The organism is Mucilaginibacter sp. P19 (assembly GCF_050632265.1).
GTDB lineage: Bacteria > Bacteroidota > Bacteroidia > Sphingobacteriales > Sphingobacteriaceae > Mucilaginibacter > Mucilaginibacter gossypii.
The window spans coordinates 512,317-532,729 of sequence record NZ_CP192586.1; the positions used below are offsets into that span (position 1 = coordinate 512,317).

Sequence of the window (20,413 nt, forward strand, 5' to 3'; positions counted from 1 at the left end):
AATACCCCGCCGTTGTGGGTGTTCATCACAGGTGTTCGAAGATAAAGTTGTCTCTTTTTTAAATGAACATTTTCGCCCAAATTTTATCTTCCGAACACCAACAGCGGCGGAAGAAAACTCGAGGGGCTCCATTTTCAAATCTTCAAATTGAATAATTTTCAAATCAAAACTTCCCCTGGTCCATCAGCTTTTTTCGCTCTGCTTTTCTTTTTTGGCGTTGTGCCTTATTCTTTAACCGTTCTTCCTTGTTTTTGAGGTGCTCGTCGATGCGGTCTTTAGTGGCTTTTTGGCTTTCTTCATCAAGGCCGATGCATGGTTTGATTCCGGTGAGTAAGGTTTTCCAAACCGTTTTAAAAAAAGGCGAATCTTTAGGTCGCTTATATATTACTAATGACGAAGTGAGCTTTCCCTTATCATCAGGATTACTACGCCTGATCACAAACAGGTTAGCAAATATCGACATGATCGATTTCCTTTTAAAGCGGTCGTTAGCAGTATCTGGTTTTAATAATACCACCTTTAAATCGTTATATAAAAAATCAACCTTGCCTTTAAATACCTTGCTGTTGGCCTGGATATCAAAGCTGAATTTTTTTACACTGCCCGATGTCATTTTTACCATAGCCAAAGGCATGGTAGCTGGATTTAGCCTTCCAAATTCCATTGGTCCTAATGTGCCCTTATAACTGAAGGCGGCATCTTCATCACTTAAATTAAATTTCAATTGCACATCGAGCCGGCCGCGGTTCATAAAATAGGTTGTCAGATCAACAAGGGTAATGTTGTTTTTGGCTATGGCCGATGGATTGTTAGTAATATTATAAATAGCCCCGCTGGTATTATTAAAGGTAACGGTGCCTGTTTTTTGAGATTTTTTATTGAACTCGTTATAAACCACATCAACGTGCCGGATTTTCATGGTGTCGATCCTTAAATCAAGGTTTAATTTCCTGATCATCATATTGGGGAACGTTTTAACCTTGTCGGTTATAGGATCTGGTTTCTTACCCGGATTGGTGAAAGCAGTTATCTTGCCATTTGTCATGGTTAGGCTTGAAGCAGAAACTGTGCGGTATTTGTGATAATTTAGGTAGTCAAAATTGTTTAGCTGCACAGAATCGGCCAGTAAGCCCAGCCTGTCTTTCTTGCTTTTATCAAAAAAACGTCCGATTTAGTAGGCTGCATAGCAAGTCCTTCGATATTTAGGCGTGATGTAAGGGTGGAGAGTTTAAGATGCCTGATCTTATAAGCGTACAAGCCGCTTGGTGTTTCTCCGGTGTAATTGTTTAATTCGGTGACGATATCTTTGCAATAAAGCAGGCGCGATTTATCATATTGTGTAGCCGAATCAATGAGCAGGTCGTTTGCACTTAAGTTTAGCTCTTTAAGTTTGGAAATGGCCACCTTGTTGCCCGAGTAATCCTCATAGTTCAGGTTAACATCATTAAGCAATATGCTGCCGATATGGATCGATCTAAGGCTTTTGGAGATGCGTTGCCAGGCTGTACGGCGATCTTTAACAACAGTATCCCTGGTATGGTTTAGCTGGTAGCTTACATTCAGGCGTGGCTCATTCAGGATGATTTGGCCAATATTAAGCTTTTTTGAAAATAGAGGCTAAATGGATGCACATGATTAAGCACCAGCCGTTTTACCTTAAGCTCAACCAGGGTATTGGGGGCCAGGCGTAAACGCTTTTTTTGATTATAAACTGTTGTGTCGGGCTTAAGGGTTATATTGTAAATAATAATTTTGCCCTGCAGGATATGCAGCTCGGCGTCCGAAAAATCGGCTTTGTAAAGGCTGTCGCTGCTGCTTAATACTACATCCTTTACTTTGTCGGCCAAAATGGGCGACCAATACCTGTTTACTACTACGGCCAGCAGCAATATCACTATAACCGGTATCAGCACAAATTTGAACGTTTTTTTGCCACTGGTGCTTTAAAAAATTGAGTGCCATTTACCGGTGTTACTTTTACTTGTGTTTTAATGCTTAACAGCAAGGTAGCAACTTTTGTTATAGCATAGCGGATGGATAAGTTATTTTTTGTTAAAACTCATACTTAATTCATCATTGTTAATGCGGAATTATATGCCGGCGTTTAACTCAAATAAAGGTTTTGTTTAACTGCAAAGCAACCCTCGGGAATTTCAGGGCGTTATGTTTATAAATATCCATAACTAACATCAAAAGACCCCCGATGAAAACAAAAATGTACTTAGCCCTGACAGGCTCAATCGCCCTAACTTTATTAGCGGCATCGTGCAAAAAAATCACGACAACAATCCAACCACACCTAAAGCTGTTACCGGCGTACAGCTTACCTCAAACGCAACTTTTGGTAGTATCATAACGGATAATAACGGCCGTGCGTTGTACCTGTTCTCTGATGATGCCGCAAACGTTTCAACTTGTACCGGTGGATGCGCTGTAGCCTGGCCTGCCTTTTATAAAGAAAACCCATCTATAGGTACCGGCCTGGCAGCTGCCGACTTCGGCGTTATCACCAATGCCGACGGCAACAAGCAAACTACCTATAAAGGCTGGCCTTTATATTATTATGCAAAAGACGTGGCAGTTACCGATGTTAACGGTGATGGCGTTGACAAATCATGGTTTATAGCCAAGCCGGATTACACCGTTATGGTTTCCTACGCGCAACTGATAGGGCATGATGGTAACCAATACACAAGCAAAAGTATCGCCGGTACTGAAAATTCACAATATATCACAGATGCCAATGGCCGTACTTTGTACCTGTTTACCAAGGATACGTTTAAGACAAATAAATTCAGCACCGGTGTGGTGGCGCATGACGCTAATTGGCCAATCGATGCGGTAACGGCGGTTCAAAGTGTTCCTTCTATTTTAAATAAAGCCGACTTTGATGTGATAACCGTATTCGGACAAACACAACTGGTGTACAAAGGGCATCCACTTTACTATTTTGGCCAGGACAATGGTGTTAAAGGTAGCACCAAGGGTGTAAGCTTCCCTACGCCCGGTGCAGCTATCTGGCAAATCAATAATACCACCACTGTAGCTTTAACGCAATAAGTAACGGCTTATTTGAATAGGATAAACGGGTAACGCGAAAGTGTCACCCGTTTTTTTTGAAATAAATGAGATTTTATTTAATACTGACAATATGTCATTTAGGTATTTAAATTTTGTTTATTTTTGCAAACTAATTTTTTATATAAATGATGGATTTGCTTATTCCGGATAAAACACATGATGAGAGCAGGCAGGGTGAGGCGTTAATGTTAAAAGCCGAAACAGCTAAAAATAATGGCCGCAAGCTTTATATTGAAAGCTACGGCTGCGCCATGAATTTTTCTGACAGTGAGATAGTTGCATCGATATTGGCCGAAAGCGGTTTTGAAACCACTGCCGACTATAGCGTAGCCGATGTTATTTTCATCAATACCTGTTCTATCCGCGAAAATGCCGAACAACGCGTACGCAACCGTTTAAAAGAGTTTACCGTTGCTAAGGTAAAAAATCCGGGCCTGGTAGTAGGTGTATTGGGCTGTATGGCCGAACGCCTCAAATCAAAATTCCTGGAAGAAGAAAAATTAGTTGATGTTGTGGTTGGTCCGGATGCGTACCGCGATCTGCCGAACCTCATTAACCAGGTAGATGATGGTCAAAAGGCAGTTAACGTGCTGCTCTCCCGTGAGGAAACTTATGCCGATATCAGCCCGGTGCGTTTAAACAGCAATGGTATCAATGCATTTGTATCCATTATGCGCGGGTGCGACAACATGTGCTCATTTTGCGTGGTACCCTTTACCCGTGGCCGCGAGCGCAGCCGCGACCCCTTATCGATAGTTGCCGAATGCCGCGACCTGTTTGACAGAGGTTATCGTGAGGTTACTTTATTAGGGCAGAATGTAGATTCATATAAATGGACCTCTCCCCAACCCTCTCCAAAGGAGAGGGCTTTAGAAGGGCAAATTGAAGCAGGCGTTGAAAATGACAAAAGCCTCCGCTTGGGGGAGGTTGGAGGGGTAAACTTCGCTAACCTGTTAGAAATGGTGGCACTGATCGATCCTGATTTGAGGGTTAGGTTTTCAACCTCACATCCAAAGGATATCACCGATGAGGTGCTGTATGCCATCAATAAATACGATAACATCTGTAATTATATCCACCTGCCGGTACAATCGGGCAACAGCCGTATTCTTGACCTGATGAACCGCACTTATGACCGTGAATGGTACATCAACAGGATCGACGCTATCCGTCGTATCATTCCGGATTGTGCAATTTCAACCGATGTGATCACCGGTTTTTGCAGCGAAACAGATGAGGAGCACAAGGATACTGTAAGCATGATGGATTACGTAAAGTATGATTTTGCCTACATGTTTAAATACAGCGAAAGGCCGGGTACCTTAGCGGCAAAACGCTATGCCGATGACATACCGGAAGAGGTAAAACAAAAACGCTTAACCGAAATTGTAGCCAAGCAACAGGAATATTCTTTTTACAGAATGCAGGCCCGCATTGGCCGGGTAGAACGTGTACTGATAGAAGGTTTCTCCAAAAATCAGACAAAGACTATTGTGGCCGCAGCGATCAAAACGCGATGGTGATTTTCCCGGTTGGTGAAAATTACAAGCCGGGGCAATATGTAAACGTATTGATTGAACGCAGCACAACTGCTACGTTGATAGGTAAAGTTATCCCCCAAACCCCCTAAAGGGGAGTTACATCCTGATGGTTTGGGGTGTAACAAAAAATGTTGGGATTATGATAAACAAGAATTATAAACATTTACAATAACTCCCCCTTTAGGGGGCCGGGGGGTATGGAAGTACAGGAAATAAAACAACGCTTCGGGATCATTGGCAATTCGCCATTGCTTAACCGGGCTATAACTATAGCAAACCAGGTTGCACCTACTGATATCTCGGTATTGATTACCGGCGAGAGTGGTAGTGGTAAAGAGGTTTTTTCGCACATCATACATCAGATGAGCCCACGCAAGCATGGGCCTTTTATTGCCGTTAACTGCGGCGCCATACCTGAAGGTACAATCGATTCGGAACTTTTTGGTCACGAAAAAGGAGCTTACACGGGCGCCGTTGGTGAGCGTAAAGGTTATTTTGAAACCGTAAACGGTGGTACCATATTTTTAGATGAGATTGCTGAAATGCCCCTGGGTACCCAGGCCCGTTTGCTGCGGGTGCTCGAATCGGGACAATATATCAAAGTAGGTCTCGTCGAAAGTAGAAAAAACCAACGTACGCGTTATCGCGGCTACCAATGTTGATGTGTATGACGCGGTGAAGAACGGCAAATTCCGTGAGGACCTTTACTATCGTTTAAACACGGTACCGCTGAAGATTCCGCCATTGCGCGACAGGAAAGAAGACGTGTTTCTGCTGTTCCGCAAGTTTACTGCTGATTTTACCGACAAATACCGTACGCCGCCCATCCAGCTTGATGAAGAAGCGCAGCAGGTATTAACCAACTATTCGTGGCCGGGTAATGTAAGGCAGTTGAAAAACATGGCCGAACAATTGGCTGTACTTGAGCGCGACAGGATCATCACTGCCCAAACCCTGCTTACCTATATCCCGCACGAGGCCGGCGCGCGTAACCTGCCGATGCGTTTGGACAATCAGCCTAAAGAGGATTTTTCTGAACGCGACATACTGTATAAAGTATTGTTTGATATGAAGCGGGATATGGTAGAGTTGAAAAAACTGGTGGCGGATATTATTGAGCATGGCGGGGTTTCGCCGCATTATGCCAATAATCCGCAAACCTTAAATCAACTTTACCGCGATATTGAGCTGCATGGTAATAATGAAACACAATTTACTTTACAACAACCCGTTAATACCGTTACAAACACCAGCAGTAATAGCAACACTATCGACGGTTTTAATATAACACATGATGCCGAAGAGGTAGAGGAATCATTATCGCTGATTGAAAAAGAATCAGACCTGATCCGTAAGGCGTTGAAAAAACATAAGGGTAAACGCAAACTTGCCGCTAATGAACTGGGGATTTCTGAGCGTACGTTATACAGGAAAATAAAAGAACTAAACTTATAAAATTGATGAAAAAACTTTTGGGGATTATTTCGGTGTGTGTGCTGATACTTATATGTCAATCATGTTACACGCTCAAAAACCAATCAATCCCGCCCGGTTTGAAGACCATCAATGTGCAGTTTTTTGAAAACAATGCCCCGCTGGTGGTAAATAATCTAAGCCAAACTTTTACCGAAGCGTTAAAAGACAGGATCCGTACACAAACCAGCCTAAGCTTAGTCCGCGGCGAGGCTGATGCAACTATGTCGGGCGCTATTACCGGTTATTCTATCGCCCCGGTTTCTATCGAGGCAACGGCGAGCAATGTTGCGCCAATTGCTAATGCCAACAGGCTTACTATTACCGTGCGTGTTAAATTTTCATTTGATGCCGCGAAAACTCCGGCGGATAAAAAGCTTAGTTTTGAGCAAAGTTTTACTAAGTTTGCCAATTACAAGGGAGATATTTCTTCGCAGGAACAGGGGCTTATACAGCAAATTAACAAGCAATTAATTGATGATATTTTTAACGCAGCCTTTTCTAATTGGTAGGCAATTTGTATTTTCAACCACGTGGATCAATATTTGAATAGCAGGCAATACGAAATATTAGATGAACTGTTGGCCAACCCGGCCGAAACGGGTTCTTTTTATGGTTATAACCTGCAGCAACTGGTTGATGCCTACCCGCAAAGCGGTATTTTGCATGCTTTGCTTGCCCATGCCGGTACCAATAAGGATATACAGCGCGCGGCCGTTTATTACAAGCCTGTTTTACTGCATAAATTAATTCAGGAGCCCGAAGGCCTTTCTCCGGTAAATTCATCACAGGTAATTAACCTGCTTGATAGTGTTCCGGTAAATAATACACCGGCCTCCGAAAACTATTTTAATATCGGTCCCGCTGTTGATGACCTGGCTGATACACTGCCCGAAGATTTAGCCGCAGACACAGATCAGGATAAAAGCAGTTTCAATTTTATCAATATCGATGATCCTGAGCCTGAAATTGCAGATGCAGAACCGATAACGGAAGTTGCTGATCCGGGAGCAGTTGCAACTGAGCCCAACGGGGAATCAGTTTCATCTACCCACGATATAGATGATGAGGTTTACGATGAAATTGTTGGGATTGAGAATATAAGTATAGGCCAGGCTAATGTGAATGAACCTGTTGCTACTAATGTTAATACCGATGCAGCGATAAACGATAAAACAGAGGTGGCCGATGAGGCGCCGGTTGCCGTTGACGAAGCTAAAGACGTAAGGGACGATGTAACTGAAAAATGGATAATCGGTAATATCGCATCCACGGATTATTTTTTGTTTGATAACTCGGTTGTTGACACAAGGAATGATGATAAGGCGATATCGCAGGAGTCGGCTCCGCAGCCGGCAGAAATTGAAGCTACTGAACAGCAGGAGGTTTTATCAAAGTACAACGACGAGAAAATGCCTTATACCTTTATGTGGTGGTTAGATAAAACCCGTAAGGAATATGCATCAACTTATCAGCCTTATAATATTGAAACGGTTGCACAGCCAAAAAAACCTGTAGCATCTGATAGCCAGACTGCCGATGCATTACAGCATCAGTATTATGAAAATATCTTCCATTCGCAATCTCTGGAGGAGCTGGAGAAAACCCCTCAGCCCGATGTGCCGGAGATAAAAAGAAAGGAAGACATCATCATTGAGAAATTTATTAAAGAGGAGCCCCAGATCAGGCCGCCATCAATTGATAAGCTCGATAATGAGAACAAAGCAAAGAAGAGCTCGGAAGACAGAAATGACCTGGTAAGTGAAACATTAGCCCAAATTTACATCGACCAGATGTTATATCACAAAGCTATTGCAACTTACAAAAAATTGATGTTGAAATTCCCGGAAAAAAGCCGTTACTTTGCAAGCCAAATTGAGGAGTTAGAGAAGAAAACTAATTAATATAAAGAAATGTATATCGTTTTAATCATTGTTACCGTAATTGTATGCGCTCTGTTAGGGCTTATCGTACTTATCCAAAACCCTAAAGGCGGTGGTTTGGCATCAAATTTTTCAAGCTCATCACAATTAATGGGTGTACAAAAAACCGGCGACTTTTTAGAAAAAGGTACCTGGGCGTTAGCTATCACCCTTATGGTGTTATCATTGGCTATTAACGTTGCTGTAAAAGGCGGCTCATCAAGCAGCAATGATAACCCTGCACTGCGTGAGCAAATTGAAAAAGCTTCAAAACCAAGCAACGCGCTTCCTTCATCAACTCCGGCATTAACGCCATCTGCTACACCGGCAGCTCCTAAAGCCGACAGCAGCAAAAAATAGTAAATAATCAATTAAGATATATTGAAGGCCTCTGGATATATTCAGGGGCTTTTTCTTTTTCCAGGAATTTCTGTCCCATCCGGGTCTTTCAGAGATTTAAGTTAATTCACAAAATTAATCAGCAAGGCGTGTTGTTTTGCCCCTCTGGGGCAAAGGATACTTCTATTTTTCATGCTACAAACCTTTTGCACCTCTGGTGCACCTGTCTATAAGCAATTAATATATGTTTATTAAATCGTAAAAGTCTTCCCGGAGGGAGAAAATGTTTGTAGAAATAGCATCCTACTTTATCTGAACCCCAGAGGGGTTCAACTCAGTTAATTACTCAATTGGTACTAGCCAAATGAGCATTAATTTTATAGGGTAACTTAAATCTCTGAAAGGTCCTGAACGGACATAAAGAAAACGCCCCCGATTTTCGTCGGAGGCGTTTTTTATACAAGACGATTAAAATTATAATATCAGGATCAATACCAAAATAATGATGATGATAGCACCTACTGAAAGGTAAATACCACCGCCGCCAAGGGCATTGGCTTCTTTTTTCATTGATTTTAATTCGGTACGCAATTCCTTACGTTCAGCTTTGGTAAGCTCCGATTTATCCATCGCTTTGATCTCATTTACACGGGCCTTGATCTCCTCAACACGGGCTTGTTTTTGCTCGGTTGTCATGGTTGCTATTTCTTCCTTGCTTAGCGGGGTAAGCGCGTGGCTATCAGCAGCAAAGGTGTTCAACGCCGTAAATGACAGCAGCATGGTGAGGGCTAATAAATAAACTTTAGTTTTCATAGTTTTAATATTTAAGTGATTCTTTCTATGAAAGAGAAAAAGTGCGAAAAATGTTTTACCGAAGTATAAAATTATTGTAACCCAAATGTTATAAGCAAACAAAATAGGCCGATTCAAAAACATGTCCCACGCTTAATTTTTGGATAGCTTCTTTATCCTTAATATCAACGTGCTTGCCTTCGGTATCGGCGCAGCCAAGCCATGGTTCTATGCAAACAAAATTAGCCCCCGGTTTGGCCCATAAACCAAGATAATTAAAATGAGGAAATTCAAGCGCCAAGGTTTGATCATGTTTATCGCTTTTAATAGTTACCATGCGCGATTTCAGATCTTTAAAAACCAGTGCATCGTCATTAAACAGATCGCGGGTTAAATAAAGCTTTTTATTCGGAGTTGGTACCGGATGTGTTACGCCGTTAAAAAAGCCATCTTTTGATAAAAGATGGGTGTCAAAATGTTCTTCTGTTTCAAACTCCAGGTAATAATCCTCATAGTTCTCGCCTTTATTGAAGGGAACGTTAAAAGCCGGGTGCCCGCCAACAGAAAAATATATTGATTTTTTATCGAGGTTGATCACTTTATAGGTAATCCGAAGCGCGTTATCAATAAGGTGATACAGGATCTGGAAATCAAATTTAAAAGGATAAACTTTAAGCGTATTCTCGCAATTAGGTAACGAATAGCTTGCCGATGTTTCATCCGACTCCAATAAAAAAACTCCGACTGACGTGCAAAGCCGTGGCGCGACATCGCATACTTTTCGCCATTAACCAAAAGCTCATTATTGATGAGGCCACCTACTATCGGGAAAAGGTTGGGAGCATGCCATGGCCAAATCTTTTCATCGGCCTGCCACATATGTTCGATACCTGTTGCTTTGTTAATAAATGAACTTAGCTGAGCGCCTTTGGTGTCGATAGCTACTTTAATGTGCTCGTTTTCTAAATGAGTGATCATAGGAGTATTATTAATGTGAAAGCCCGGCTTTTATAAACAACGGCCGGGCTTTAAACCAATATATTAAGGATTCGTTAATTGGATAACTTCCGGTTCAACGAAGTTAACAAATCAATCATCATCCTGTTCTTTTTTAGGTTCTAAAATTACAAAGGCACTCCTTTTTGGCGCAGGCATGACAGATGCCTCTCCTTTTACGTACTTCCAAACCACTTCATTCAGGTCGATATCCGGCACAGCATCCTCTTTGGCAAAATTAAACAACTCAGAACGTTTGCTGCTCTCGTTTACTGCTATGTTGCGCTGTTCCAAATCAACCTGTGCCGGCTTAGCAGTATATGGTGTAAGGTCGGGCTTGCTGGTAAAGCAATCATACAGCGGCATAGCTGCGGCATCATACTGGCTCATCGGCGGCAATCCTAAAATAAGCTCGATAGTACGCAAAACACCCGAGGTTGAATACATACCGTGGATCACAGCGTTGCGTTTTACATATGGACCGGCTACAAACACCGGTGAACGGTGGGCATCAATATGGTCGGGGCCGTTTTGGGCATCATCCTCCAAAATAAAAACCACCGACTCTTTCCAGATCGAACTATGTGATAAATGCTCAATGAACTGGCCAATGGCAAGATCATTATCGGCCACGGCGGCGATGGGCGATATGGCGCCTTTGCGCTGCCCGCTGGTATGGTCGTTTGAAATGCGCACGGTGTTAAAATGCGGCACCGCGTTTATAGTGAGTAACGAATCAAAGTCATGGGCCCAGATCTCAGTCCTTTTAACATCTTTCACATTCAGGTCAAAGCCCGGCGACTTGATACAAAAATGCCCTTCAAGCGATTTTAAGTTTGCTTTGCCGGGGTTACCATCGCTCACAAACTCGCCGTAAGTACGATAGCTTACACCGGCGCGTTTGCAATAATCCCATATAAAGCCATCGCGCGGATAGGCGGCTTTGCGGGTTCCTTCAAAATCATAATTGCCACCGCGGCTACCGTAACTGGTTGGCCATGTTTTTTCTACAAAATCGGTAGCATAGGCAGCCATGCTCCAGTTGTGGCCGTCGGCGCTTACCTCCGCATCAACGTAAAAGTTATCAAGCAATACAAATTCATTGGCAATAGCGTGATGGTTAGGCGTTACTTTTTTACCGAAGATGCACAACGAAGTATCGCCGTTCCCTTGCGGCATATCGCCTAAAACCTGGTCGTAAGTGCGGTTTTCTTTAATAATATAGAACACATATTTAATGGGCGACTTTTCGCCCAGGCGGCGTGGAATGGGGTTGCCTTCTTCGCCTTTGGCTGTTTTTGCAATTTTAGCAGTAAACGGCGTGTTGGCATAAACCTGCCTGGTGTAAGTTTTCAGTTCGGCATCCGACGGGCTGTTGATAAATGATAGCGTGCCTTTAAACAAACCGCCTATGTATTGCTCCCGGCTGTTGATAGCCCCTTGCTTGTAACCGCTGTTATCTGTTTTTTTAACAGGCTGCGGCCCTTTAGGATTGGCCATTGATGAAAACCCTTTGCCGTTTGATACCAGGATTTTATTACCCAATACCTTTACGTTTGTTGGGTACCAGCCTACCGGGATAAAGCCCTTGCTTTTGCTGCTGCCCGGCATAGTAACATCAAATACAGCAAGACAGTTATTATCCGCGTTGGCTATATAAAGCGTTTTCCCGTTTTGCGATAAGGCCAGGCCGTTGCTGGTTGAACCGGTGAGGCGGGTAGGATAAAGCGCTGTAGAAATGGTTTCTATTATTTTATGAGTTGAAGTATTTACTACGGATACCGCATTGTCGTTCGCATCGGCCACATACAGGAATTTCCCTTTCTTATCTAAAAGCAGTTCGTTAGGATGGCTGCTGGTTTTAATGGTGCTGAGTGTTTGCGTAGCTATGTTGTAAAAGCCAAGCATATCGCTGCCCCATAACGAAATATACAGCGTTTTTTCATCGAGCGATAAAATACAGCTGTAAGCTTCAGCAGGGAGTTTTACCTGTTTAAGGATGTCTTTTTTATCAGGATCGATAATATAAAGAGTGCTGTCTTCCTTTGTCACCGAATACAGGCGGCTGTTACTTTTGTTAGTTACCATGCCGGTAGGGCAAACCTTATTTTTGGGCCAGGCATTCGGTGCTAATTTGATGGTATCCGGGGTGCCCAATTTGTTACCGGCTATATTAAATACCAGGATCCAGTTGTCATTACCGCCTGATGCATATAGTTTTTTTCATCACGGCTGAAAGCGAGCCCGTACCATGATTTTTTAACTACTACCTCATCAAGCAGTTTTTCATTTTTAGGGTCGATGAGCTGTACCGACTGGGTGCTTTGGCCGTTGTTGGTAACAGCTAATAATTTACCGGATACGGAAAGCTGCATGTTCAGCGGCAGATCGCCAAGCGGTAAAGACCTGCCCGCGGGACTAAGCTTCCAGCCGTTGGGCAATAGTACCTGTCCTGTTTGTTCAATTTTTCCCGGAGTTTGAGCGAAGGATTGTAATGCCGCACATAAAAGAATAATGCCGGCGATGAGTTTTAGTTTCATAAGAAAACGATTGTAATCAAAATTACAAAATCGTTTTATTCCGAAAGGCTTGTTAACAGAAACTTAATATAAATAAATTGGACTTTTCCGCGTAAGTGCCTTAGTGTATCAATTTACCAACTGTTTTTTAAACTGGTTAGGGCTGATACCCGTTTCTTTTTTAAACAATCGTGAAAAATATGGAAGGTTCTCAAAGCCAAGTTCGTATGCTATTTCAGAAACGTTTTGGTAATCACTTTTAAGACGGTTTTTTGCCTCGTTTATAAGGTAAATGTGGATCAGTTCAATAGCAGTTTTTCCTGTTTCCTGCTTAAGCATATCGCTTAGGTAACGAGGTGATAAATTAAGTTGTGAGGCCAACGCGTTAACAGAGGGCAGTCCCTGGCTTAGCAATAAGCCGTTGGTAAAATAAGCCGCTAACACTTCATTAAACTTTGATACTGTTTTACCCGAAAGCTCTGTACGGTTAATAAACTGGCGTTTGTAAAACCGTTGCGAGTATTTCAGGATAGAATCAATATGCGTAAGTATAATATCGCGGCTATATTCATCGGTGTTATTGTGATATTCGGCTTCTATCTTGTAATAAAGGTCCCACATAATCTGCTCTTCCGATGGCGAAAGGTGCAGGGCTTCGTTTGCCTCATAGTCAAAAAAAGCATATTTGCTTATTTCGTTATGCAGAAAGTGGCCGTTCAGAAAATCCTCGTGAATGAACATGATAAACGCATCCTCATCATACTCCACACTGTTAAACTGGATCACCTGCCGGGGTTTGATGAACATCATGCTGCCGTTATCGTGATCATATTTTGTACGGCCATACATGATCTGACCTGCTTTAAGTTTTTTAAACCCGATCATGTAAAAATCAGATGTAAACTCTCTTTCGCCAAACCCACAGGTGTGGGTGCACCTGTACAGGCTGAAGAGTGGGTTCTCCGGCATCGGGAAACCATTGGAGCGGTGCATATCGGCCAAATTTTTAAAATGCTGCATGATGAATAAAGATAAACAAATCTACGCCGAATTGCGGCGTAGATTATATCAAATAATACCATTTATATCAGAGGCTGAATGCTTAAAGCCTAAAGCATGGTCTGATTAATTAATATACTGTAGGATATTATTTACCGTGCGCAGCGGCAGATACCTCGCTCCAGCTTTCCCACTCAGCAGCACGGCCTTCATAAGTTTGTTTAACCCACGGGTGTGCGTGTTTACCCAGGAATAAACGCAACGGAGGGTTTTCGGTGTCAATCAGCTTCAGCACAGCATCTGTAGTAGCTTCCGGTACACCGAAAATATCGGTGTCATTTAAACCAGCCTGGAAAGCCGCCCGTACAGCATCATATTCGGGCATTGCCACGGTTTGCGCGGCAGAAGCGCCAGCCCAATCAGTTGCAAAGCCGTTAGGTTCAATCAGGGAAACGTTTATTCCAAAGCCTTTTACTTCGGCGGCCAGGGTTTCACTTAAACCTTCTACCGCAAATTTAGAGGCGTTATATAAACCCAGCACAGGTAAAGTAACGAGGCCAAGTACGCTCGAAAGCTGGATAATATGGCCGTAGCCTTGTTCACGCATTACAGGTAACACTGCCTGTGATAACCATAGCAGTCCAAAAAAATTGGTTTCCATCTGCTCGCGGGCTTCCTGCTCGGTAGTTTCTTCAACGCTGCCGAATAAACCGTAACCTGCATTGTTGATCAGCACATCAATACTGCCGAAGTGTTCTTTTGCCTTGTTGATGGCTGCGAAATCTGCAGCGCGATCATTAACATCCAGTTGCAGCGGTAAAATATTGTCGCCATATTTATTTACCAGGTCATCCAAAGCGCTCAGGTTACGAGCGGTTGCTACTACTTTATCGCCTCTTTGCAGTAATGCCTCGGCCCATAATTTACCGAAACCACGTGATGCGCCGGTAATGAAAATTGTCTTTGCCATTTTTGTTGTTTTTAAATGATAGCACAAAATTAACAGGGCAAACACAGGGCAATTTATACAGAAGTAGGGAACAATGATACATTTTTACGCGGGGGCTTGTAATTGGTAATCAAAGTGTCATTAGGCGTAAATGTCGGCAGAAACTTAGAAACCGTTTGACTTTGATTGTTTTAAATGTAGAGACGCATAATTGCGTCTCCCGCATGCAATTTCGAACGAAATCAGAAGCCTTTTGAATTGGCTTGTCCGCCGGGAGACGCAATTATGCGTCTCTACAAAAAACTTTTCCTCCGTTTTAAAGGCTCTTCGGCTTATAAAAAAACGCACCCCATCTACAGGGAGACGGGGTGCGTTTTTTTATAGGTCCAAACTCCCTCTCCAAAGGAGAGGGCGGGGGTGATGTTATTTACTTTTCAGTACCAGTGTAGCACTTTTCAAACCATCAGCCGAAGCGGTTAAAGTGATCGTGCCGGCTTTTTCTTTGGCCTGTACTATGGCCAGCGCAAGGCCATGAAATGATTTTCGGTAATCAGCTTTAAACGGATCATGGCTAACCGGATCGCCGTTGTCAACGCTGGCAATGGAGCCCTCGCCGGCAATCTTAAAGTTTACCTTGTTATCAGCATCAGGTACAACGTTGCCGTCTTTATCCAATATTTTTACGGTGATAAATGACAGGTCTTTGCCATCGGCTTTGATCTGCGAGCGGTCGGCAGTCAGCTCGATTTTTGCAGGAACTCCGGCGGTATGGATCTCGCGGGTTAACACGGTTTTGCCGTTTTTGCGCGATATGGCTTTCAGCGTGCCGGGCTCATATTTTACCCGCCACATTACGTGCAGGTCGTCGCCGGTTTTCTTTTGGATGCCTAATGATTTGCCATTGAGGTAAAGCTCAACCTCATCGGCGTTGTTATAGTATGCCCAGATGTCGATCATTTTACCAGGCTGCCAGTTCCAGTGCGGGAAAATGTGGAGCACATTTTTATTGGTCCACTCACTTTGGTACATATAATATACGTCTTTAGGGAAGCCGGCCAGGTCAATAATACCGAAGTAGGAGCTGCGCGATGGCCATGAATATGGAGTTGGTTCGCCCAGATAGTCAAAGCCCGTCCAGATGAACATGCCCGAAAGGAAGTCGTACTTTTTCATCACCTTCCAGGTCATTTCATGGGTTGAGCCCCAGGGTGGTCGGGTGTTGTCATATGCCGAAACATTGTTGCCTTCCCTTACAAAAGGTTTATCATAGCTTGGCGGCCAAACCCTGATGCTATCCGAAGGCATTTCATAATAACCACGCGTTTCCAAACCCGAAGTAGTTTCAGTAGCAATAAACTTTTTACCCGGGTAACGGTCATGAAACTTAGCGTAATCAAACTGGTGATAGTTATAACCAACCAAATCAATAGCACCCGATTTTATAATTTTGTTGGTGCTATCCGGACGGTCATTAGCCGTAGTGAGCGGGCGGGTTTTATCGAGGCTGTGAACAATAGCCGCCAACTCAGGCGCAATGCGTAACGCGCTGGTATCCGCCTGTTGCGGGATTTCGTTGCCGATACTCCAGATCATGATGCTTGGATGATTGCGGTCGCGTTTGATTTGGTCTTCCAGATCGCGTTTATGCCATTCTTTAAAGTACAGGTGATAATCGTAAGTAGCCTTTTTCCATTCCCAGCAATCAAAGGCTTCATCCATCACAATAAAACCCATTTTATCGCAAAGGTCCAGCAGTTCGGGTGCCGGAGGGTTGTGCGAGGTGCGGATGCCATTACAGCCCATCGCTTTGAGCATCTGCAACTGGCGCTCCAATGCACGGTTGTTAATAGCTGCGCCAAGGCTGCCAAGGTCATGGTGATTACAAACACCTAAAATCTTCATCGGCTTCCCGTTCAGGCTGAAACCTTTATCTGCATCAAAATTAAAATAGCGAATGCCAACGGTGGTTGTATATTCATCAACTACTTTTTTGCCTTCAATAAGCTGGGTAACGGCTTTATATAAGTATGGGTTCTCTACCGACCAAAGCACCGGGTTTTTTACCGTAAGGGTATTGGTTATCGTTAAAGGCTCATTTTTATTTTGCGCTGCCGATGTAGCTTCGCCCGCGGCGGCTACCTGTTTACCGGCCGCGTCATAAAGTTTGGTGCTGATGAGCACCTGCGGCGATGCCTGGTCATTATGCAGTTGTACCTGTACATTTACTTTGGCAGAGGCACCGGTGATATCGCTCGTGGTTACATAGGTGCCCCAATGATCAATGGCGGTTTTGTTGGTGGTAACCAGCCAAACATGGCGGTAAATACCCGAACCCGAATACCAGCGCGAATTTGGCTGCACCGAGTTATCAACTTTAACAGCGATAACGTTATTACCGCCGAAATTTAAGTAAGGAGTAAGTTCATACCTGAAAGAGATATACCCGTTTGGCCTGAAGCCAAGGTGATGGCCGTTAATCCAAACATCGCTTTTTTGATATACGCCATCAAAATCAATATAAACCAGCTTGCCTTTTGATGTAGCCGGAACAGTAAAAGTTTTGCGGTACCAGCCAATGCCGCCGGGCAGGGCGCCGCCTTCAGGTGTGGCCGGGTTATCTTTTGAAAATTTACCTTCAATACTCCAGTCATGCGGCAAATTGAGCACGCGCCATTTGCTGTCGTTCAGCGTTGTTTTTTCGCCGTTTTCAACAGCGCCGAGGTTAAAGCGCCAGCTTTTATCAAAATCAAGTTTCTGCCGGTTTTGGGCAAAAGGTTTTAATGCGGCCAGCGTCAGGACGGCAAGGATGCATGCAAACTTATAAGCCCCGGCGCGGTGGGTTTTCATTGATGACATAATATCGTTTGGGATTAAATGTGTTTTGGACACTAAATTATAAATAATAGGTTAAAAGAGAAGGAATGCCGTAAATAAGTATGGAGTTGCCTTTAAATCATAATTAAGTTGAGCGATAAAGGAAAAAACTCTCCCACCCCTGAATATTTATATATAGTGCTTGCGGTCGGTGTTTTCATCGCGCCACTTCTATATTTCTTACAAAAGACATGGTACGGTAATAACATCAACCACGGGCTAAATTGGGCTCTTGGGAAATAAATGTACCAATTAAGGCTTAATCCCATTGATGTATATATCTGGATTTACGCCACCCACGTAAACAGTTTTCTTGAGATCCAAACCCTTCGTGAAATGATTAATGTGTGAATCAGATAGCCTCATTGAATTTTGCGCGCTTTTAATCGAAAAACTGCCTTCATAGAAACCTGTCAACCAACTTACCTTATATATGTATGATACATCGTTATATTTCTTTTCGTTCTCATGCTGAAATACTATTCTTTCTGACTGTGCTGAAAGATCTCTAACATCAAATATCCAGTCTTTCCAAGCATCGGTATTATTAGAATTTGAAACTCCTGCAGAATCAGTTGTAAAATAATCGTCGATAATTCTTGTAACTTGAATTGATATATTTCTAATCGGGACATCGGTATCATTAGCAACCTTAATGAAAATATTGATTGGTGTAGGCAGTATAAATAGTTTGGGAATGCTCTTTCCTCCGGTTATTTCGTTTAATGTACTGCTTTGTAAATCTTGGATTTTATCATTCCTCTCGCTTAATTGATTTTGTAAATCAATTATTTTGTTAGAAGAGTCAATAACGGTTTGTTGGCTCTCAATGATTTTGTTGCTCTTTTGAATAATATCGTTACTTTTACTAAGCAAATTTTGATATTCTAAATTTCTTTTTATTTCGTTATCCAATTCCTCCTGTTTATCGTTGAGTTTTTGTCTATAGTCAAAAAAAGCCGCAGTAACGGTAACAATGCTGCCGATGATTATAAATATTAATGGAATCATTTTTTTAGACATAAGGTTTGTAAATATAAAAAATTCAACAGGCGTTCATTGTGCTTATGGTCGGCGTTTTCATTGTACCACTTATATTTCTTACAAAAGACAGTGCTATGATGATAACATCGACCACACGCTAAAAAAATCAATCTTGAAATAGGAGATTTAAACCTATGGTGGTAACACCATAGCTATTAACTTAGGCCAGCAGTTGGAGGTTAGCAGGGTTAACATAAAATTGATAATCAGTTAACTGATTGTATGGCTGGTTAGCTCTAAGCAGCCTATTGATGTGTTGAAGGATGAATAGTAGCCGATTGGATTTATGTATTATAACAACATCAAACTTAAATCATCTTATACTATTTCCTCTAACATTCCGTTTCAAGATTCAATGAAAGCAATCGCCTTTATCATGTTAATTTTTATGGTGCTCATTTCCACAATACCGGGAAAAGCGGAGCCTATATATAACATGACCAAAAATTGCTGTCATCACATGGATCATATGCCGCAGAAACAGCATGGCGGTCAAAAAGGATGTGACGGTGGTATGTGCATGACCATGCTATCGTGTAACAATTGCTGCTTTTTAAAAGTTGAACCTATCAAGGCCGGACCTGTTGCCGCTATTATTAGTAGCAATGCTCCTTTGCTTGACCTTGCAGGCAATTTATCCGATTACGCCAACACCTGCTGGAACCCTCCGAAAGCTTGATAAAAAGACATCTGCCTGTTTTCAATAGTATATCTTTTTATTAAACATTCAATTTAAAAAATCATGAAGAAGTTTCTTTTCATCACCACTGTGATGCTGTTTACCATATTTAATATTTCGTTTGCTAATACGCCTTGCTGCAATAACAAAATGAACCATTGCACCAAATGCGCAAAGTCATGCACCATGCCAACGTGTTTAGACAACTGCAGCAAATCATGCAAAGCCTCGGGCGATCGCAATAAAACCTGTGGCAAATAACAAAACGGCCCCCGGTGGAAACCGGGGGCCGTTTTGTTAACTATCTATTTTAATGCACCCTGTCGGTTTTATATATCCCAAGCGGGCCGTCTATAATATCAGCAATCTGCTTACTGAATAACTGAAAATGCTCCTGCTTAACATGCTGATCAAGCCCTTCCCGGCTGGCCCAGGTTTCATGAAAAATAAACTGGGTTTCGTCTGTTGTTGATTGGTATAGCTCGTATTGCAGGCAGGCTTCTTCCTGGCGGGATGCTGCTACCAGCTTATCCAAAAAATCTTTCATTTGGGCAGTGGTGCCGGCCTTACACTTCACTAAGGCTGTTAAGTAAATTTTCATGGCTTGGGTTGTTTTGGGTAAATAGCTTGTTTAAATGTTCCTGGTAGCGTTGCAGGTTCTCCTCAATATTAGCGTTTTTCATTACATCATAAAAGTGAATACTTTCTAAAGCCTGCATACCGGTAAAAGCGTTCATGCGGTGAAAGCCAAACAGGGGGCCTTCGTCAACACTGCGTTCATTAAAAAACTCGCCGGGTAAGGTGAAAGCGGTAACCGGTGCATTCCATGATGTGGTAAGCATGTATTTTTTGCCCTGCATTAAGCCCCCTGTGCCGTAATTAATGCCGGGGTTTTCGGCGGTGCGGCCATCGCTGCGGTAAATGCCGTTTTGATATCCGGCGGTAAAAACTTCGTCGATATATTTTTTAAAGGCATGCGGTACCTGGAACCACCAAACCGGGGTGTGGTAAATAATCACATCGGCCCATTTATAGTTTTCAGCCTCTTGCATGGGGTCGTACTCATGGTTTACATCGGTTGAACGAACTTCAAAATCAGGGTGACCGGTAAAATACTGCACGGTCGTATCCAATAATGTTTTGTTAAATCTTCCGCCGGAGTGACCGAAGATCTGCCCTCCGTTTATTACAAATATGTTTGTCAT

General features: G+C 42.8%; 20 protein-coding genes and 1 pseudogene. 8 read left to right on the top strand and 13 right to left on the bottom strand.

Translation table 11 applies throughout. The annotated features are described in order from the left end of the window. Nucleotides 1-163: 163 nt before the first annotated feature. The 3 genes from ACQ86K_RS02535 to ACQ86K_RS02545 all read right to left on the bottom strand — a co-directional run bounded on the left by ACQ86K_RS02535 (nt 164) and on the right by ACQ86K_RS02545 (nt 1,913). Nucleotides 164-1,045: a hypothetical protein gene (locus ACQ86K_RS02535; protein WP_431199743.1), complete on the bottom strand. Its 882-nt coding sequence runs from the start codon at nt 1,043-1,045 to the stop codon at nt 164-166. A 59-nt stretch (nt 1,046-1,104) separates the two neighbouring features. Next, the gene (locus tag ACQ86K_RS02540) at nt 1,105-1,452 is read right to left on the bottom strand and encodes a hypothetical protein (protein WP_431199744.1); all 348 of its coding nucleotides are present in this window, start codon (nt 1,450-1,452) and stop codon (nt 1,105-1,107) included. Nucleotides 1,453-1,574: 122 nt separating this feature from the next. Then, on the bottom strand, nt 1,575-1,913 hold the full coding sequence (locus tag ACQ86K_RS02545; protein ID WP_431199745.1) for a hypothetical protein: 339 nt from the start codon (nt 1,911-1,913) through the stop codon (nt 1,575-1,577). A gap of 352 nt (nt 1,914-2,265) precedes the next feature. Between ACQ86K_RS02545 and ACQ86K_RS02550 the strand changes: the two genes are divergently transcribed. The 7 genes and pseudogenes from ACQ86K_RS02550 (at nt 2,266) to secG (ending at nt 8,377) form a co-directional block, all read left to right on the top strand. Beyond that, a complete protein-coding gene (locus ACQ86K_RS02550) occupies nt 2,266-3,060 on the top strand; it encodes a COG4315 family predicted lipoprotein (protein ID WP_431199746.1) in 795 nt (264 codons plus the stop codon). Between the two features lie 146 nt (nt 3,061-3,206). Continuing rightward, complete coding sequence (locus ACQ86K_RS02555) at nt 3,207-4,604, top strand: MiaB/RimO family radical SAM methylthiotransferase (RefSeq protein WP_431199747.1); 1,398 nt, start codon at nt 3,207-3,209, stop codon at nt 4,602-4,604. Next, on the top strand, nt 4,598-4,711 hold the full coding sequence (locus ACQ86K_RS02560; protein WP_431199748.1) for a hypothetical protein: 114 nt from the start codon (nt 4,598-4,600) through the stop codon (nt 4,709-4,711). The genes ACQ86K_RS02555 and ACQ86K_RS02560 overlap by 7 nt, the downstream gene beginning before the upstream one ends. Nucleotides 4,712-4,819: 108 nt before the next feature. Beyond that, nucleotides 4,820-6,077: pseudogene (locus ACQ86K_RS02565) on the top strand (sigma-54 interaction domain-containing protein). A gap of 5 nt (nt 6,078-6,082) precedes the next feature. Continuing rightward, nucleotides 6,083-6,607: an LptE family protein gene (locus ACQ86K_RS02570; RefSeq protein WP_091174636.1), complete on the top strand. Its 525-nt coding sequence runs from the start codon at nt 6,083-6,085 to the stop codon at nt 6,605-6,607. A gap of 21 nt (nt 6,608-6,628) precedes the next feature. Further along, a complete protein-coding gene (locus ACQ86K_RS02575; RefSeq protein WP_143020874.1) occupies nt 6,629-7,999 on the top strand; it encodes a hypothetical protein in 1,371 nt (456 codons plus the stop codon). A 9-nt stretch (nt 8,000-8,008) separates the two neighbouring features. Continuing rightward, nucleotides 8,009-8,377, top strand: a complete 369-nt coding sequence (gene secG / locus ACQ86K_RS02580) for a preprotein translocase subunit SecG (protein ID WP_091174641.1) — start codon at nt 8,009-8,011, stop codon at nt 8,375-8,377. Between the two features lie 453 nt (nt 8,378-8,830). On the opposite strand, the gene ACQ86K_RS02585 is transcribed toward secG, so the two are convergent. The 8 genes from ACQ86K_RS02585 to ACQ86K_RS02620 form a co-directional block, all read right to left on the bottom strand. After that, nucleotides 8,831-9,169 carry a hypothetical protein gene (locus tag ACQ86K_RS02585; protein ID WP_090534362.1) on the bottom strand — a complete coding sequence of 113 codons (339 nt, stop codon included), beginning with the start codon at nt 9,167-9,169 and terminating at the stop codon, nt 8,831-8,833. Between the two features lie 88 nt (nt 9,170-9,257). Next, nucleotides 9,258-9,878 carry an aldose 1-epimerase family protein gene (locus ACQ86K_RS02590; protein ID WP_431199749.1) on the bottom strand — a complete coding sequence of 207 codons (621 nt, stop codon included), beginning with the start codon at nt 9,876-9,878 and terminating at the stop codon, nt 9,258-9,260. A gap of 359 nt (nt 9,879-10,237) precedes the next feature. Then, nucleotides 10,238-12,301 carry a bifunctional YncE family protein/alkaline phosphatase family protein gene (locus tag ACQ86K_RS02595; RefSeq protein WP_431199750.1) on the bottom strand — a complete coding sequence of 688 codons (2,064 nt, stop codon included), beginning with the start codon at nt 12,299-12,301 and terminating at the stop codon, nt 10,238-10,240. An 11-nt stretch (nt 12,302-12,312) separates the two neighbouring features. Next, nucleotides 12,313-12,684: a YncE family protein gene (locus tag ACQ86K_RS02600; RefSeq protein ID WP_431199751.1), complete on the bottom strand. Its 372-nt coding sequence runs from the start codon at nt 12,682-12,684 to the stop codon at nt 12,313-12,315. 108 nt (nt 12,685-12,792) lie between these two features. Continuing rightward, on the bottom strand, nt 12,793-13,683 hold the full coding sequence (locus tag ACQ86K_RS02605) for a helix-turn-helix domain-containing protein (protein WP_091174646.1): 891 nt from the start codon (nt 13,681-13,683) through the stop codon (nt 12,793-12,795). A 127-nt stretch (nt 13,684-13,810) separates the two neighbouring features. Beyond that, nucleotides 13,811-14,632: an SDR family NAD(P)-dependent oxidoreductase gene (locus ACQ86K_RS02610; protein WP_091174648.1), complete on the bottom strand. Its 822-nt coding sequence runs from the start codon at nt 14,630-14,632 to the stop codon at nt 13,811-13,813. A 402-nt stretch (nt 14,633-15,034) separates the two neighbouring features. Beyond that, nucleotides 15,035-17,458, bottom strand: coding sequence for a beta-galactosidase GalB (gene galB, locus ACQ86K_RS02615; protein ID WP_091174650.1), 2,424 nt, complete (start codon nt 17,456-17,458; stop codon nt 15,035-15,037). Nucleotides 17,459-17,737: 279 nt separating this feature from the next. Continuing rightward, entirely contained in the window at nt 17,738-18,508 is a 771-nt protein-coding gene (locus ACQ86K_RS02620) for a DUF349 domain-containing protein (protein WP_091174653.1), read from the bottom strand. A gap of 457 nt (nt 18,509-18,965) precedes the next feature. Between ACQ86K_RS02620 and ACQ86K_RS02625 the strand changes: the two genes are divergently transcribed. Next, the gene (locus ACQ86K_RS02625) at nt 18,966-19,208 is read left to right on the top strand and encodes a hypothetical protein (RefSeq protein WP_143020876.1); all 243 of its coding nucleotides are present in this window, start codon (nt 18,966-18,968) and stop codon (nt 19,206-19,208) included. A gap of 310 nt (nt 19,209-19,518) precedes the next feature. Here the strand turns inward: ACQ86K_RS02625 and ACQ86K_RS02630 are convergent, their stop codons facing one another. Together ACQ86K_RS02630 and ACQ86K_RS02635 are read right to left on the bottom strand one after the other, a co-directional pair. After that, nucleotides 19,519-19,809 (bottom strand): putative quinol monooxygenase, encoded by a 291-nt coding sequence (locus ACQ86K_RS02630; RefSeq protein WP_091174662.1) that lies wholly within the window; start codon nt 19,807-19,809, stop codon nt 19,519-19,521. After that, nucleotides 19,775-20,413 carry an NAD(P)H-dependent oxidoreductase gene (locus ACQ86K_RS02635; RefSeq protein WP_091174664.1) on the bottom strand — a complete coding sequence of 213 codons (639 nt, stop codon included), beginning with the start codon at nt 20,411-20,413 and terminating at the stop codon, nt 19,775-19,777. The genes ACQ86K_RS02630 and ACQ86K_RS02635 overlap by 35 nt, the downstream gene beginning before the upstream one ends.

Bases quoted from the DNA above. Each gene is read 5' to 3' on its own strand.
- ACQ86K_RS02535 (WP_431199743.1), bottom strand. From the start codon at position 1,045: ATGACAAATGGCAAGATAACTGCTTTCACCAATCCGGGTAAGAAACCA.
- ACQ86K_RS02555 (WP_431199747.1), top strand. From the start codon at position 3,207: ATGATGGATTTGCTTATTCCGGATAAAACACATGATGAGAGCAGGCAG.
- ACQ86K_RS02560 (WP_431199748.1), top strand. From the start codon at position 4,598: ATGGTGATTTTCCCGGTTGGTGAAAATTACAAGCCGGGGCAATATGTA.
- ACQ86K_RS02570 (WP_091174636.1), top strand. From the start codon at position 6,083: ATGAAAAAACTTTTGGGGATTATTTCGGTGTGTGTGCTGATACTTATA.
- secG (WP_091174641.1), top strand. From the start codon at position 8,009: ATGTATATCGTTTTAATCATTGTTACCGTAATTGTATGCGCTCTGTTA.
- ACQ86K_RS02585 (WP_090534362.1), bottom strand. From the start codon at position 9,169: ATGAAAACTAAAGTTTATTTATTAGCCCTCACCATGCTGCTGTCATTT.
- ACQ86K_RS02600 (WP_431199751.1), bottom strand. From the start codon at position 12,684: ATGAAACTAAAACTCATCGCCGGCATTATTCTTTTATGTGCGGCATTA.
- ACQ86K_RS02605 (WP_091174646.1), bottom strand. From the start codon at position 13,683: ATGCAGCATTTTAAAAATTTGGCCGATATGCACCGCTCCAATGGTTTC.
- ACQ86K_RS02610 (WP_091174648.1), bottom strand. From the start codon at position 14,632: ATGGCAAAGACAATTTTCATTACCGGCGCATCACGTGGTTTCGGTAAA.
- galB (WP_091174650.1), bottom strand. From the start codon at position 17,458: ATGAAAACCCACCGCGCCGGGGCTTATAAGTTTGCATGCATCCTTGCC.
- ACQ86K_RS02620 (WP_091174653.1), bottom strand. From the start codon at position 18,508: ATGTCTAAAAAAATGATTCCATTAATATTTATAATCATCGGCAGCATT.
- ACQ86K_RS02625 (WP_143020876.1), top strand. From the start codon at position 18,966: ATGACCAAAAATTGCTGTCATCACATGGATCATATGCCGCAGAAACAG.
- ACQ86K_RS02630 (WP_091174662.1), bottom strand. From the start codon at position 19,809: ATGAAAATTTACTTAACAGCCTTAGTGAAGTGTAAGGCCGGCACCACT.
- ACQ86K_RS02635 (WP_091174664.1), bottom strand. From the start codon at position 20,413: ATGACAAACATATTTGTAATAAACGGAGGGCAGATCTTCGGTCACTCC.